Source organism: Aromatoleum bremense (genome assembly GCF_017894365.1).
GTDB classification, from domain to species: Bacteria; Pseudomonadota; Gammaproteobacteria; order Burkholderiales; family Rhodocyclaceae; genus Aromatoleum; species Aromatoleum bremense.
This window is the reverse complement of sequence record NZ_CP059467.1, coordinates 3,773,192-3,786,273: the sequence shown is the minus strand read 5'-3', so window position 1 is coordinate 3,786,273 and position 13,082 is coordinate 3,773,192. Positions and strand designations below refer to the sequence as shown.

The window sequence follows — 13,082 nt, the reverse complement described above, 5'->3', positions numbered from 1 at the left end:
CAACTCCGCGACATGCTCCTATACTGGAAAACCTGCCCATTCATGCCAGGAGGAGAAGACGATGACAGATCAGAACCACGTCTACAAACTCGTTGAGCTCGTCGGTACATCGCCCGTCGGCGTCGACGATGCGATCCGCAACGCGATCGAGCAGGCGAGCCAGTCGTTGCGGCACCTCGACTGGTTCGAAACCACCGAGATCCGGGGGCACATCGCCGACGGCAAGATCGCGCACTTCCAGGTCAAACTGAAAGTCGGGTTCCGCTTCGAGTCCTGAACCGCGAACGACCGCGATTTGCCGCGGCAGTAGCCATCCTTAACAACACCGGCAACATCGAGACTGCATCATGTGCGGTTTCGATGTTGCCGGAGAACAACCGATGCTATTCCGTTCGCGCAATCCTGCCATCAGCCTCGCGTTGCAGGGCGGCGGCGCACATGGCGCGTTTACCTGGGGCGTGCTGGACGGCCTGCTCGAAGATGGCCGACTGGAATTCGAGGGGATCAGCGGGACCAGCGCCGGCGCAATGAATGCAGTCGTCCTCGCGCACGGGCTGTTGCACGGCGGGCGCGACGGCGCACGCGAGGCGCTCGCGCGCTTCTGGGGCGCCGTCGCCGCGAGCGCCCCCTTCGATCCGAGCGCCGCCGTCACGAACGGCGAAAACGGCAACCTGTCGCCGGGCGCCAGGGCGATACTCGCGTGGGCGCGCCACTATTCACCGCACGAACTGAACCCTTTCGACGTCAACCCGCTGCGCGACATCGTCGTGCGCGAAATCGACTTCGAGCGCCTGCGCACGCACTGCCGGCTCAAGCTCTTCGTCGCGGCGACCCATGCGAACACCGGCAAGCTGCGGATCTTCGAAACGCGCGAAATGACCGCCGACGCGCTGCTCGCGTCCGCCTGCCTGCCGGCGCTGCACCGCGCCGTCGAGATCGACGGCGAACCCTACTGGGACGGCGGCTACTCGGCGAACCCCGCAGTCTTTCCGCTGTTCTACGACTGCTCGTCGCGTGACATTCTCCTCGTCCTGCTCAGCCCGCTGCTGCACGGCGAGACGCCGCACACCGTCGAGGAGATCCGCAGCCGCACGCTCGACCTGTCGTTCAACGCGACCTTCCTGCGCGAGATGCGCATGTACGCCCACGCGCGCGAATACGCCAGCCGCACGCTGCTGCCGGCGGGACGGCTCGAGCGGCGGCTGAAGCGGACGAATTTCCATCTGATCGAAGCCGAAGAACTGCTGAGCCAGTTGCCGACCGAAACCAGGCTCGCGACGAGCCTGCGATTTCTCGAGATGCTGCGCGACCAGGGCCGGCAACATGCCCGGACGTGGCTGGACGCAAACTACGGCAAGGTCGGGCAGCGTTCGTCGGTCGAAATCGCCGAGCTGTTCTACTGATGTTCCACTGCACAGTTGATAGTCAATACATATCGATTCTATTCCGACATTCAATTTCTCCAATCTTCCCGCGCTGCGTACGATGGGTTCCAACGCAACCCGCGAAGAAAGGAGAAACAAGATGACAAATCCCTTCCACAACCCGCAATCGGTCACCATCCAGAACCTTGAAGCCGCGTTCGCCGGCGAGTCGATGGCGCACATCAAGTACCGCTACTTCGCCAAGCTGTGCCGCGAGATGGGCGACGAGGAAACCGCGAAGGTTTTCGAGGCGACCGCCGACCAGGAAGTGATGCACGCGTTCGGCCACCTCGACCTGCTCTACCCGAAGGCGAAAATGACCCCGGCGCGCGCGCTGCAGTTCGCGATCGAAGGCGAGACCTACGAATACACCGAGATGTACCCGGGCTTTCGCCACGCAGCCGTCGAGGAAGGCCATGCCGACGCGGTGAAGGAGATCGACGAGCAGATCGTCGAGTCGAAGGAACACGCCGAACAGTTCAGGGCCGTGCTCGAACGCGCGGCGAAGCGCTTCGCCGCGCTCGCCAAGGTCGAAGAGCGTCACGCCAACCACTACCAGGAAGCGCTCGACCGGATCTCCGCCTGAACCGGGCCGTGCCGAATCGACGAATCAACGACGAATCAAGCGTGAAAGGAAGAACATCATGAAGACTTGGCAATGTGTTGTATGCGGTTTCACCTACGACGAAGCAGCCGGACTCCCGGACGAGGGCATCGCCCCCGGCACGCGCTGGGAAGACATCCCCAACGACTGGTCCTGCCCCGACTGCGGCGTCGCGAAGGCCGACTTCGAGATGGTCATGATCTGATGCGGCATCGCCCCTGCTCCCTGACACCCGGGAGCAGGCTACCCGCTGCCGGATCGTTCTCCGCCGGCGACCCGGCACCCCGCCGACAAGACGAACAACAGAGAGGCAACCCATGACCCCACCCATCGTCATCCTCGGCAGCGGTCTCGCCGGCTACACGCTGGCACGTGAATTGCGCAAGCTCGACCGTGACACACCACTCGTCATCCTGAGCCGCGACGCGGCCGGCTTCTATTCGAAGCCGATGCTGTCGAACGCATTTTCGGCCCACCGCAGCGCCGCAAGCCTGGTGATGAAGCCGGTCGAAAAAATGGCCGCCGAGCTCGCCGCGGTGATCCGCCCCCACCTCGAGGTCGCCGCGCTCCACCCTGCCCGCCGCGTCGTCGAACTCGCCGGTGGCGAAGAAATCCCCTATCGCGACCTCGTGCTCGCGCTCGGCGCCGATCCGATCCGCCTGCCGCTCGGCGGCGACGCGGCGGCGGACGTCCTGTCGGTCAATGACCTCGACGATTTCGCCCGCTTCGCCGCGCGGCTCGACGGCGCGAAGCGCGTCGCGGTGCTCGGCGGCGGGCTGATCGGCTGCGAATTCGCCAACGACCTGCTCGCCCGCGACATCCGCCCGACAGTCATCGACATCGCCCGCTGGCCGCTCGGCAGGTTGCTGCCGGAAGACACCGGGCAGTGGTTTCGGCAGCGGCTCGAAGCGGCCGGCGTGAGCTTTCGACTCGGCGTCTCCGCCACCACGGTGTCGCACCATGCCGGCGGTTACCGGCTCGCGATCAGCGACGGCACGACGCTCGACGCCGACGTGGTGCTGTCGGCAGTCGGCCTGCGACCGCGCACCGCACTCGCCGCCGCGGCCGGCCTCGCCGTCAACCGCGGCGTGCTGACCGACCGCCGGCTGGCGAGCTCCGATCCGCATATCCACGCGCTCGGCGACTGCGCCGAAGTCGACGGCCTGACGCTGCCGTACGTGATGCCGATCATGCACCAGGCGCGCGCGCTGGCAGCGACGCTCGCCGGCACGCCGACCGCGGTCAGCTATCCGGCGATGCCGGTCGTCGTCAAGACGCCGGCATGCCCCGCGGTCGTCTGCCCGCCGGCGATCGACGCGCAGGGCAGCTGGCAGATCGTCGCCAGCGACGAGGCCGGCGGCGGCATCGAGGCGCAGTGTCTCGACGCAAACGAAAAACTCCTCGGCTTCGTCCTGCTCGGCGGCGCAACGGCGCGCAAGCAGGCGCTCGCCAGCCGCGCGCCCGCAACGCTCGGCTGAACCCGCGGAAGGCCGCGGCGGCGCGGTTTCCGGCTCGCCGCCGCCCCGCCCCACCACCCTCCGGAGGACGCCGGAAGCGCTCCCCGCCCGCCGCGAGCAGCGTTACAATGCGCCCTCCCTGCTGCACTGCGGAGAAGCGCGTAATGCCCCTGGCTCAAACCGAAAACCTCAATATCGTCGCCGTCGACCCGATGCCCTCGCCCGAGGAGATCAAGGCCCGCGTGCCGCTGACCGAACGCGCTGCGGCGACCGTCGTCGCCGGCCGCCGCGCACTCCACGACATCCTCGACCGCAAGGACAGGCGCCTGTTCATCGTCGTCGGCCCGTGCTCGATCCACGACCCGGTCGCCGGCCTCGATTATGCCAAGCGCCTGAAGGCGCTGGCCGACGAAGTGGCCGGAACGATGGTGCTGGTGATGCGCGTGTATTTCGAGAAGCCGCGCACCTCGACAGGCTGGAAAGGCTTCATCAACGATCCCTATATGGACGACTCGTTCCACATCGAGGAAGGCATGGAGAAGGCGCGCCGCTTCCTGCTCGACGTGAACGAGATCGGCCTTCCGGCCGCGACCGAAGCCCTCGACCCGATCGCCCCGCAGTACTACGGCGACCTGATCGCATGGACGGCGATCGGCGCGCGCACGTCGGAGTCGCAGACGCACCGCGAGATGTCGTCGGGCCTATCGACGCCGGTCGGCTTCAAGAACGCCACCGACGGCGACCTCGACGTCGCGATCAACGCGATCGTTTCCGCGTCGCATCCGCACAGCTTCCTCGGCATCAACGGCAAGGGACAGTCCGCGATCCTGCGCACGCGCGGCAACCGCTACGGCCACGTCGTGCTGCGTGGCGGGGCCGGACGGCCGAACTACGACACGGTGTCGATCTCGCTCGCCGAACAGGCGCTGGCGAAGGCGAAGCTGCCGCTGAACATCGTCGTCGACTGTTCGCACGCGAACTCGTGGAAAAAGCCCGAGCTGCAGCCGCTGGTCATGAAGGACGTGGTGCACCAGATCCGCGAGGGCAACCGCTCGGTGGTCGGGCTGATGATCGAGAGCTTCCTCGAAGCCGGCAACCAGTCGATTCCGGCCGACCTGTCGCAACTGAAGTACGGCTGTTCGGTCACCGATGCCTGCATCGACTGGGACACCACCGAGGCCACGATCCGCAACGCCGACAGCGTGCTGCGCGAAGCGTTGCAGCGCCGGAGCGAGCTCGCATGAATCTTGTCGTGCAGGGCGAGGATGTCGATTCGGTCGCCCTGAAGAATCTCGCCAAGACTACCGGCGCGAGCGCCATCGAGCAGATCACTGCGCAGGCTTTCCGGCTCGTGGCCGGGCACGACAGCGAGCAGGTCGACAGCCTGTGCGCCGAGGCCCGGCTCGACTGGGCCTGGGTGCCGTCCGGGCGCAAGCTCGCCGACTTCGGCCTGTTCGTCACCGACATGGACTCGACGCTGATCAACATCGAGTGCATCGACGAGATCGCCGACATGCAGGGCCTGAAACCCGAGGTCGCGGCAATCACCGAAGCGGCGATGCGCGGCGAAATCGACTTCCGCGAATCCCTGACCCGCCGCGTGAGCCTGCTCGCCGGCCTGCCCGAAGCGGCGCTCGCCGAGGTCTACGAGCAGCGGCTGCAGTTGAACCCGGGCGCCGAACGCCTGATGCGCGGGCTCAAAGCCGCGGGCCTCCACACCGTGCTGGTATCGGGCGGTTTCACGTATTTCACCGAGCGCCTCAAGGCTCGGCTCGGCTTCGACGAAGCCCACGCGAACGAACTGGAAACGCACGACGGCCGCCTCACCGGCCGGGTCCGCGGTCCGATCGTCGACGGCGCCGCGAAAGCCGCGCATCTGCGTCACGCGCGCGAGCATCTGGGCCTGAAAGCCGACCAGGTGATCGCCGCCGGCGACGGCGCCAACGACATCCCGATGCTGACCGAAGCAGGCTTCGCCGTCGCCTACCGCGCGAAGCCGGTGCTGCGCACCGTCGCCGACTGCCGCCTCGACCACGTCGGCCTGGATGGTCTGCTGAACCTTTTCGCGTAGGGCGCGCAGGAGTGGAGTGACGGCGTTCCTCGGGCGGCGGGTGAACGCCCGCAGCAGTGAAAAGTACTGAAAACGTATATACTTTTCTAGTACAAAGTAACACGAGGTTCGATCATGTCGAAACAAGCCGTTTTCACTATGAAGCTGGAGGCCGAGTTGCGCGACGAGTTCATGGCCGAGGCCGAGGCTGCCCACCGTCCGGCGTCGCAGGTACTGCGCGAGCTGATGCGCGAATTCGTTCAACGCCAGCGCGAGGCGCGCGAATACGACGAGTTCCTGCACCGCAAGGTGGAGGCCGGTCGGGCTTCGATGCGGGCCGGTCAGGGCCGATCGAACGATGAGATCGAGGCGGAGTTCGCTGCCCGGCGCGCCGATGTGGCCAACCGGGCGTGAAGGTCGTCTGGACCACAGAGGCACAGCAGGACCGCGCCGACGTATGGGATTACATCGCGGCCGACAACCCGCAGGCGGCGGCGAGGATGGATGAACTGTTCAGCGACGCGGCGGCCCGCCTGACCATGCATCCCATGTTCGGACGGCCGGGGAAGATACCCGGCACCCGCGAGCTGATCCCGCACGACAGTTATCGACTGGTGTACGAGATCGACGGCGAAACGGTGTGGATCCTGACTTTGGTCCATACGGCCCGCCAGTGGCCGCCCGTGCGCGATTGAGTGGGGAGGAGTGACCACGTCGGCCTGGATGGTCTGCTGAACAGTGTCGGGATCGAGTCTGGTAGGGGCGCTGCGGCCCCACCATGTGGAAAAAATGCATGATTGCAAGATTTGACCCGTGTTCTCGTGACCCCGTGTTCGCAGCGACAACATCGAGGACGAATTCACCGCCAGGCGGATCAAGTGAGCGCCGCCCGGCGCCGCCGCTCACGCGGTCGTGTCGGGTAGGTGCAGGTGGAAGGGGCCGGTCTCGCTGCGGCGTGCATTGATCAGCACCTTGCTGATCTGGATCACCGGCTTGATGTCCGTGTAGTTGGGGATGTCCTCCATGATCTCTTTCTCGTGCGGCGCGAAGGCGGCACCGAATTCTTCGACCGAATTGAAGAAGAGATGGCAGACGGCCGCGTAGAGCGGCTCCGAGTCGGGCGCCTCGGCGGAGACGCCGCGGTCGACGGCGATGCCCTGGCAGGCGTCGCCGAGCCTGTCCTTCACCATCGGTATGTGTTCGTTGCAGTAATAGGTGAAGTCGAAGCGGTTGTCCGGGGTGTAGGGATAGAAAACGCTCACCTTGATCACGACGCGGTCCTCCATAATGGTGTCGGCGGATTGCGGGGGCACGACCCCCGTCCTTGCGCAGCGCGCACGTTTGCAGTATCTGCAATGTAGCGCAGCCGATTGCCGACGGCATGAATTTTTGCGCGTCCGGCACCGCGGCAAGAGGTGGCAGATAACGCCTTCAGCTCATCCGCCTACGCTCGCTGCGCAATCTCGCGGGCGATCAGATAACGCAGTGTCGGGATCGAGTCTGGTAGGGGCGCTGCGGCCCCATCATGTGGGAAAAATGCGTGATTGCAAGACTTGACACTGTGTTTCTCTCGAACGAACTGGAAACGCACGACGGCCGCCTCACCGGCCGGGTGCGGGGCGCGATCGTCGACGGCGCCGCGAAAGCCGCGCATCTGCGTCACGCGCGCGAGCGCCTGGGCCTGAAAGCCGACCAGGTGATCGCCGCCGGCGACGGCGCCAACGATATCCCGATGCTGACCGAAGCAGGCTTCGCCGTCGCCTACCGCGCGAAGCCCGTGCTGCGCACCGTCGCCGACTGCCGCCTCGACCACGTCGGGCTGGACGGGCTGCTGAACCTCTTCACGTAGGGCGTGCAGGCTTCACCGGCGCCGGAGCCGAAGGCGGAGGGCAACCACCCGGTACGGGTTGGCGCCCGCGCGCAACGCACGGTTAGACGGCGGCGGCATTTCAATACGCACGGGATGCGCGCTGAATAACCTCCGTTGCCCACTGATTCAGGCTCTTGCCCGAAGCTTGAGCAGCGACGAGTGCCGCACCATGGACTTCTGGCGGAACGCGCAGCATGAGCTTGCCGGAGGCAGGCTTTTCTGGCTTGACCCCTTGTTCCTTGCAATCGGAAAGAAAGTCCTCGATGGCGCCAGCGAATGCCTCATGCAGTTCAGCCACAGTTTCACCATGGAAGCTGATCATGACGCGCAGGCCAAGTACGCGACCGACAAAAATGTTGTCGCGTTCGTCGAACTCGATGCGGGCTGTATAGCCTTTGTGGGTCATGGTGTTCATGGTTTTACTCCTACTCGTTCCAGCAATTCTCGGGCCTCTTCGACTTGGTAACGCTTGGCCTCTTTGCCAGGGTGAGGGCGATGGCAACGCCACTGCTCACCCTTGAGAAGGATCTTGACGCGAGAGCCTTCTCGCTCATGGACTTCACCACCAAGACCGATGATCAGTGCCTCGATGTCGGAGAAGACAATCGATGAGGACGTTGGCTTGGTGAAGATGGCCTGCAGGGTTTTGCGTTGCTTGGTGTTCACAAGGAAAATGCTAGCAAAAAGTGACTGCAAATGCAAGCATATAGCGCTAGCACTTGGCCTAACGTTTGAGTTCAGGGGCGCGCCGCCGATGGCGGATTACTGCGCTCTGTGACCTGTACGAAGACGCCAGAGGGAACCAGAGGGAACCAGAGGGAACCAGAGGGAACCAGAGGGAACCAGAGGGAACCAGAGGGAGCGACATAACGATTAAGGTTAGATCGTGGCTCGCTTCGCGATCACGACATAACCATAACCTTAATCGTTAGGAAATGAACTGATGCAAGAAGGCATACATACTGGGAGAAGCGGAATATGAATCTACAGTAAATGCTTCACTTTAAATTCCCATGAAGAAATTCAATTATTGCTCTCCCACCCTTCACGTCAGAAGTACTGCTACGCCGCCTTCTCACCTCGTCAGGAGGCATGCTTCCTTTTGTCTCGCCCCAAGAACTCCAAATTCTCTCTTTTGGCTTTATTACATAAAATTGACAACTTTCCTGGAGCCCATCGCCTCCAGCTGAGTAAAATCCGACTTTATCCCATTTGCAGTCTTGGAGAATTACCGTATCCACCTCATCTGGATGAGTTGGAATGTGCTTCGGATTCAGTTGGCGCTCATATTCTTCAAATGGAATCAGCGAACCTGATTCAGCATCAATAACAATAATCTTGCCTGTTACGGGCAGTCTGTTCTTAGCTGTTTTGTCCTTTGCAAGATATTGAATACTAACCGCGTTAAACGGAGCCAAGCGTTGCTCTATTTTTTGCTCTTTCTTGTTTGTTTGATATATCGCAAACGCAATCAATAAAGCCACAGGGAGTAGTCTCAATATCAAATTCATATTAAGTATTTTTATTAGACGTTAATCGCTTTGGACATAATTTCTGCTTCGAGAGAAAGTAGCCTATCCTGAAGCGGTTGTTTGTTTGCTCTGTGGTTATCGTCGTAGTTAGTGACGATGACGTCAGATACGTCGCCTGGATCGTCGATGGCAGCATTCACAACGATTGCACATGGCATTAGAGTACGGAAGGCAAAAATTCTGCGAAGGAAAGCACGTTAATACCAATGAGCAACGGGTTACCTATACCAAGCCCCCACCACGCCACCTTCCGTTCTGCCAAAGCCACCTCGATTGGCTTTGGATGACCGACAACGCCCGCAGTAGCGATTGCGAGAACAACGACTCCGATCGCCGAAGCAACATAGAAAAGACGTCCAGAAACCTCACGTGCGATGCCAATTAGAACGACCGCCTCCAGTGACACCGTTGCGGCGAGAATGCCGTTGCAAACAACAAGCCCGAGAAAGAACGCGCTGTGCGATTCGTTGAAACCGGTACGGATAATTCGAAGGCCAAGGAAATACAGGTATCCGAGAGAGAAGATGGAGCAGGATCCTACCATAACGAGAATGTTCAATATCAGCATGAACGCGTACCGGATGGAGTGGCCCAACGTAGAGCTAACCGGCGCTGCGCGGTCTTATCGCGCAGCGTCCAGCGTCCGAAGGGAGCGAGGTTGAGCGCCATGTTGAGCGTCACTGCGGATACTTCCCTTCTCTCGATCTGGAGAGCGCATCGATCAATTCGCCTATCGGAACGGGATGGTCTGGTTTACGGCGGACCCCAGCGCTCACAATTTGCTGATGAGCTTCCTTGCTGCTGGCAATAAAATACCAAAAGCCGGCTCCAAGAAGCACAGGGATACCCCAGCCACCAAGAGGCACGCCGACAACTCCGACCAGAATTAGCAATATCATTAGGCAGCCTTCAAGATCATTCTTAGCTGCTTCATGACGGATCGCTACCTCTTCGACGTACAATTCGTCGTCTAGACCGAGAATGTCGGACCGATACAACTCACCCTGCCCACGGTTGCAGAGAGGCAAATTTGGGTCATTGCTGTACTGGCCAAACGCAAGACATTTTTTAAAGTGCTTGTGAAGCTTCTGCTCTATCAAATAGGCATCCTGTCTGTAGGCAAAGAAAAATATCTTGTCGATGAGCTTTTCATCACCGAAGCCAGCGTACGAAAATCGCTCCTTTACAGAACCTCGGGTTGTAAATCCAAGTTTGTAAAGTATTCCTTGCGAAGTATTCAGTCTGACGTAATACACGTGCCCAGCATCAGTTAATGGCCTACCCCAGAGTTTTCTCCATAACTTCTTCATTAGTCGCTTCCATGCTAAAAAAGCTACAACTAGAAAGCACAGGGGTCTTGCAATACAAGATCGCCTCTTCCCGCGAGTCTCAAGGGACGTGCCATGGTAGCACTATGACAGAGGAGAGTGCGTTACATGCAAGACCTGACCATCGATACTCGATGCACTCGCTCGATGCACTCGACTCGATGCACTTCTATTGACGGGGGAGGCTAATGGGTGACCCTGTGTTCGTTGCCGGTTTTTTGCCGCATGCGGCAAAAAAACTACCCCCGCGCCGAGCAGCTTCGGTCGGGTTTATGGCGGACGATCGCTCGAATTTCATGGGCCGGCGCTTACAGCGAAGGTTTGGATTTTAAGAATACGGATTCAGGATTTATTCTGCGATTTCTCTTGGCGTTTTTTGCATTTAATCTCATCAGCACATACTTTGTGTTTGTGCACGCCTTCGTCGTTATCCTTTAGTTCAAGCGCATTGAGAATTGCGCCGCACTTTTTACACTTACTGTGTTTGACCATCTTTTCTCCAAATAAAGCTAGAGCGTGTTATGAACTTATGCAGATGATATAGTTGATGTTTTTTTGATCTCTGTGAGCAGAAAACCCTACCCGAGCGATGTCACTGAAGAGGAATGGCATTTCGTGCCCCCAGATCTCCCTTGCTCACCCTCAATGCATCGGAACTAAAATCGCATAAGCAAAGGCTGCAACAGGAAGGAGCCACGGTAGTAGTGCCAGACGTTTTTGAGAAACGCTAAGTGGCGCTATGCGCGATTTGATGAAAGTAGCGACCGCGAGTTCGCAGAACAGTATGTACGCGAGTATCACCCAAAGCGTCATGGAGGCAGGCATGAACCCGCTGCCAGCCAAATACCCGAGAACAAAAATACCAATAGCAAATATAACTCTAGCTATTAGAATTTTCAACATGGTAGTTTTTCTGCTGGTTACGTTTGAATTTAGCGGCCGGCCCGGCTTTTCTGGCAGATTTGGTCTAGTACTATTTTACGATACGCCGATGATTAATCCTACCGGCTATCGCCGACTACTTTGTCGTCCTCAACGTTTCAAGAAGAAGTTGCTTCTGCTGAACCACGGTGGCCATGCTCATCGAAAGTGCGGCGCAGTGGTTGGCGGTGCCATAGGCCTGAATTGCCTGAGCCTTCATTCTTCGGTACGCCGTCTCCCTAGCCTGAACGGCTGGAGGAGAAGCGACTTGCTTCTGAAATTCAGCGATCAACTGATTAACGTCGGGCGCGCTCCTGCCGTCTTTTCGTGCGAGTGCCTCCATTGTTGGAACTACTGTCCGAGTGAGCAGTGAGTTCACGTCTTGTGCTACAAACAAGACACCCTTGCAATCGGGGTCGGCCGCTCCCATTTCAATCATCTTGACGTAGGAGATGAGCGCCGCAGCTTCTCGACCAATCTGACGACTATCGATCTGCAGTTGAGCGCTAGCTATCGTGGGAATGAAACCCAGAAGCAGCGACAAAAGTTTTTTAGTTTCCATCACCATTTTTCCAAGGATAACCGCACACAGCACAGGTCACAGCATCACACGAGGCACACAGGGGGTCAAAGCACACAGGGGTCACAAGCAGCAAAGCAGGGGGCAGGTCTTGCAATACAAGATCACCTCTTCCCGCGAGTCTCAAGGGATGTGCTATGGAAGCAATATGACATAAGAGAATTCGTTATTGCAAGACATGATCCCAGATCTGTGTAAGTGGCGGGTATTCTTCGTCAGTTTTCTTCAATCAGATTTTTATAAAAGCCCTTCTGGCTTTTCTTCCTTGGTTCACTACGTGGTTGCGAGCCAAACGTCGAGGAAAGTGACCGTGGAGCGTGTCACCGTGCTCGAAACACACCGGTTTCCATAACGCCAAGTTTCACGGAAATTCACGTCGCCGCTCACAAACAGACCACGATTTCCAGCGAGCGTAGGGCGGAAAAGCCGTAGGCGCCTTCCGCCGCAGGGTGCTTTCGCTGCACGACCACGATGCCGATTCCCTTGTCATGCGGCGGATAACGCCGCTGCGCGGCTCATCCGCCCTACGGCGGCTGTACATTGCCGTAACAACTTGATACAACCGTAACCTACTATCAAGGAGGACCCGATGCAACGTACCTGGTGCTACCTCGCCTTGGCATGCTCCCTGACCCTGCCCGCCTGGGCGCAGACCGAGGTCTGGTCCGAGGCCCCCAAGACCCAGCGCTGGTCGGAAGCCCCCCAGCGCCCCGCCACGCCCCCGCCAGCCCAACCGTCACCGCGCACAAATCAATGGAGCAACAGCCACGCCCTGCCCGACCCCGCCAGCACCGCGCGTCCACCCGCCGCGCCCGGCGGCACGGCGGGACGCACCGCCCAATGGTCCACCCCCACCTACACCCAGCGCCGCTCGGACGAAGACGTCCAGCGTCAGGTGGACGCCATCTCTCGGGACGCCGAACGCCGCGCGCTCGCGGGCCAGGGCGGCTGGAACGGCGGGCACAGCGGTAGCCGAGTGTCCGACCAGGCCTGGCGCAACCACATGGACCGCTCACGCGCGCAGGATCAGTTCCAGCGCGACCAGGACGCCTACTACGAGCGCCAGCGGCAGTACAACCGTTAAGCACCAGGGCCGAATGCCGCGTGGGAAGGGACCTCTGGAAAATATAGGGTCACCCATGAGAACGAGAAAACCTTGATCGCGATGGATTCGATCACCTCGGTCAGCGAGCGGGCGGAAAAGCCGCAGGCGCCTTCCGCCGCAGGGTACTTCCGCCCCACGACCGATGCCGATTCCGTTGTCATGCGGCGGATAACGCCGCTGCGCGGCTCATCCGCCCTACGGCTGCTGCGTC

General features: G+C 60.2%; 19 protein-coding genes. 11 read left to right on the top strand and 8 right to left on the bottom strand.

Annotated elements, in window-relative coordinates; translation table 11 throughout:
* Window positions 1–61 precede the first annotated feature (61 nt).
* From pbN1_RS17880 to pbN1_RS17840, 9 genes are all read left to right on the top strand, one after another.
* Window positions 62–277: a dodecin gene (locus pbN1_RS17880; protein ID WP_169120336.1), complete on the top strand. Its 216-nt coding sequence runs from the start codon at window positions 62–64 to the stop codon at window positions 275–277.
* A gap of 103 nt (window positions 278–380) precedes the next feature.
* Complete coding sequence (locus pbN1_RS17875) at window positions 381–1,403, top strand: patatin-like phospholipase family protein (RefSeq protein ID WP_169202902.1); 1,023 nt, start codon at window positions 381–383, stop codon at window positions 1,401–1,403.
* A 121-nt stretch (window positions 1,404–1,524) separates the two neighbouring features.
* Window positions 1,525–2,010: a rubrerythrin family protein gene (locus pbN1_RS17870; RefSeq protein ID WP_169120338.1), complete on the top strand. Its 486-nt coding sequence runs from the start codon at window positions 1,525–1,527 to the stop codon at window positions 2,008–2,010.
* 58 nt (window positions 2,011–2,068) lie between these two features.
* Window positions 2,069–2,233, top strand: coding sequence for a rubredoxin (locus pbN1_RS17865; RefSeq protein ID WP_169202903.1), 165 nt, complete (start codon window positions 2,069–2,071; stop codon window positions 2,231–2,233).
* A 112-nt stretch (window positions 2,234–2,345) separates the two neighbouring features.
* Window positions 2,346–3,506, top strand: a complete 1,161-nt coding sequence (locus tag pbN1_RS17860) for an NAD(P)/FAD-dependent oxidoreductase (RefSeq protein WP_169202904.1) — start codon at window positions 2,346–2,348, stop codon at window positions 3,504–3,506.
* Between the two features lie 143 nt (window positions 3,507–3,649).
* Entirely contained in the window at window positions 3,650–4,729 is a 1,080-nt protein-coding gene (locus pbN1_RS17855) for a 3-deoxy-7-phosphoheptulonate synthase (protein WP_169204141.1), read from the top strand.
* Window positions 4,726–5,556: a phosphoserine phosphatase SerB gene (gene serB / locus pbN1_RS17850; RefSeq protein ID WP_169204140.1), complete on the top strand. Its 831-nt coding sequence runs from the start codon at window positions 4,726–4,728 to the stop codon at window positions 5,554–5,556. The genes pbN1_RS17855 and serB overlap by 4 nt, the downstream gene beginning before the upstream one ends.
* A gap of 114 nt (window positions 5,557–5,670) precedes the next feature.
* A complete protein-coding gene (locus tag pbN1_RS17845) occupies window positions 5,671–5,949 on the top strand; it encodes an antitoxin of toxin-antitoxin stability system (protein ID WP_169204139.1) in 279 nt (92 codons plus the stop codon).
* Entirely contained in the window at window positions 5,946–6,230 is a 285-nt protein-coding gene (locus pbN1_RS17840) for a type II toxin-antitoxin system RelE/ParE family toxin (protein WP_169204138.1), read from the top strand. Before pbN1_RS17845 ends, pbN1_RS17840 begins: the two co-directional genes overlap by 4 nt.
* A 207-nt stretch (window positions 6,231–6,437) precedes the next feature.
* Here the strand turns inward: pbN1_RS17840 and pbN1_RS17835 are convergent, their stop codons facing one another.
* A complete protein-coding gene (locus tag pbN1_RS17835) occupies window positions 6,438–6,848 on the bottom strand; it encodes an EthD family reductase (RefSeq protein WP_244857011.1) in 411 nt (136 codons plus the stop codon).
* 212 nt (window positions 6,849–7,060) lie between these two features.
* Between pbN1_RS17835 and pbN1_RS17830 the strand changes: the two genes are divergently transcribed.
* Window positions 7,061–7,384: an HAD family hydrolase gene (locus tag pbN1_RS17830; RefSeq protein WP_280516164.1), complete on the top strand. Its 324-nt coding sequence runs from the start codon at window positions 7,061–7,063 to the stop codon at window positions 7,382–7,384.
* A gap of 100 nt (window positions 7,385–7,484) precedes the next feature.
* Here pbN1_RS17830 and pbN1_RS17825 read toward each other — a convergent pair whose 3' ends face one another.
* From pbN1_RS17825 to pbN1_RS17795, 7 genes are all read right to left on the bottom strand, one after another.
* Window positions 7,485–7,820, bottom strand: coding sequence for a type II toxin-antitoxin system HicB family antitoxin (locus pbN1_RS17825; protein ID WP_011239230.1), 336 nt, complete (start codon window positions 7,818–7,820; stop codon window positions 7,485–7,487).
* Complete coding sequence (locus tag pbN1_RS17820; RefSeq protein ID WP_169204137.1) at window positions 7,817–8,071, bottom strand: type II toxin-antitoxin system HicA family toxin; 255 nt, start codon at window positions 8,069–8,071, stop codon at window positions 7,817–7,819. Before pbN1_RS17820 ends, pbN1_RS17825 begins: the two co-directional genes overlap by 4 nt.
* Before the next feature lie 332 nt (window positions 8,072–8,403).
* Entirely contained in the window at window positions 8,404–8,889 is a 486-nt protein-coding gene (locus pbN1_RS17815) for a hypothetical protein (RefSeq protein WP_169204136.1), read from the bottom strand.
* Between the two features lie 205 nt (window positions 8,890–9,094).
* Entirely contained in the window at window positions 9,095–9,505 is a 411-nt protein-coding gene (locus pbN1_RS17810; protein ID WP_169204135.1) for a hypothetical protein, read from the bottom strand.
* 109 nt (window positions 9,506–9,614) lie between these two features.
* A complete protein-coding gene (locus pbN1_RS17805; RefSeq protein ID WP_169204134.1) occupies window positions 9,615–10,247 on the bottom strand; it encodes a GIY-YIG nuclease family protein in 633 nt (210 codons plus the stop codon).
* A 660-nt stretch (window positions 10,248–10,907) separates the two neighbouring features.
* The gene (locus pbN1_RS17800; protein ID WP_169204133.1) at window positions 10,908–11,168 is read right to left on the bottom strand and encodes a hypothetical protein; all 261 of its coding nucleotides are present in this window, start codon (window positions 11,166–11,168) and stop codon (window positions 10,908–10,910) included.
* A 115-nt stretch (window positions 11,169–11,283) separates the two neighbouring features.
* On the bottom strand, window positions 11,284–11,748 hold the full coding sequence (locus pbN1_RS17795; protein WP_169204132.1) for a PIN domain-containing protein: 465 nt from the start codon (window positions 11,746–11,748) through the stop codon (window positions 11,284–11,286).
* A gap of 607 nt (window positions 11,749–12,355) precedes the next feature.
* Between pbN1_RS17795 and pbN1_RS17790 the strand changes: the two genes are divergently transcribed.
* Entirely contained in the window at window positions 12,356–12,850 is a 495-nt protein-coding gene (locus pbN1_RS17790) for a hypothetical protein (protein WP_210147570.1), read from the top strand.
* The last annotated feature ends 232 nt before the right edge of the window (window positions 12,851–13,082 follow it).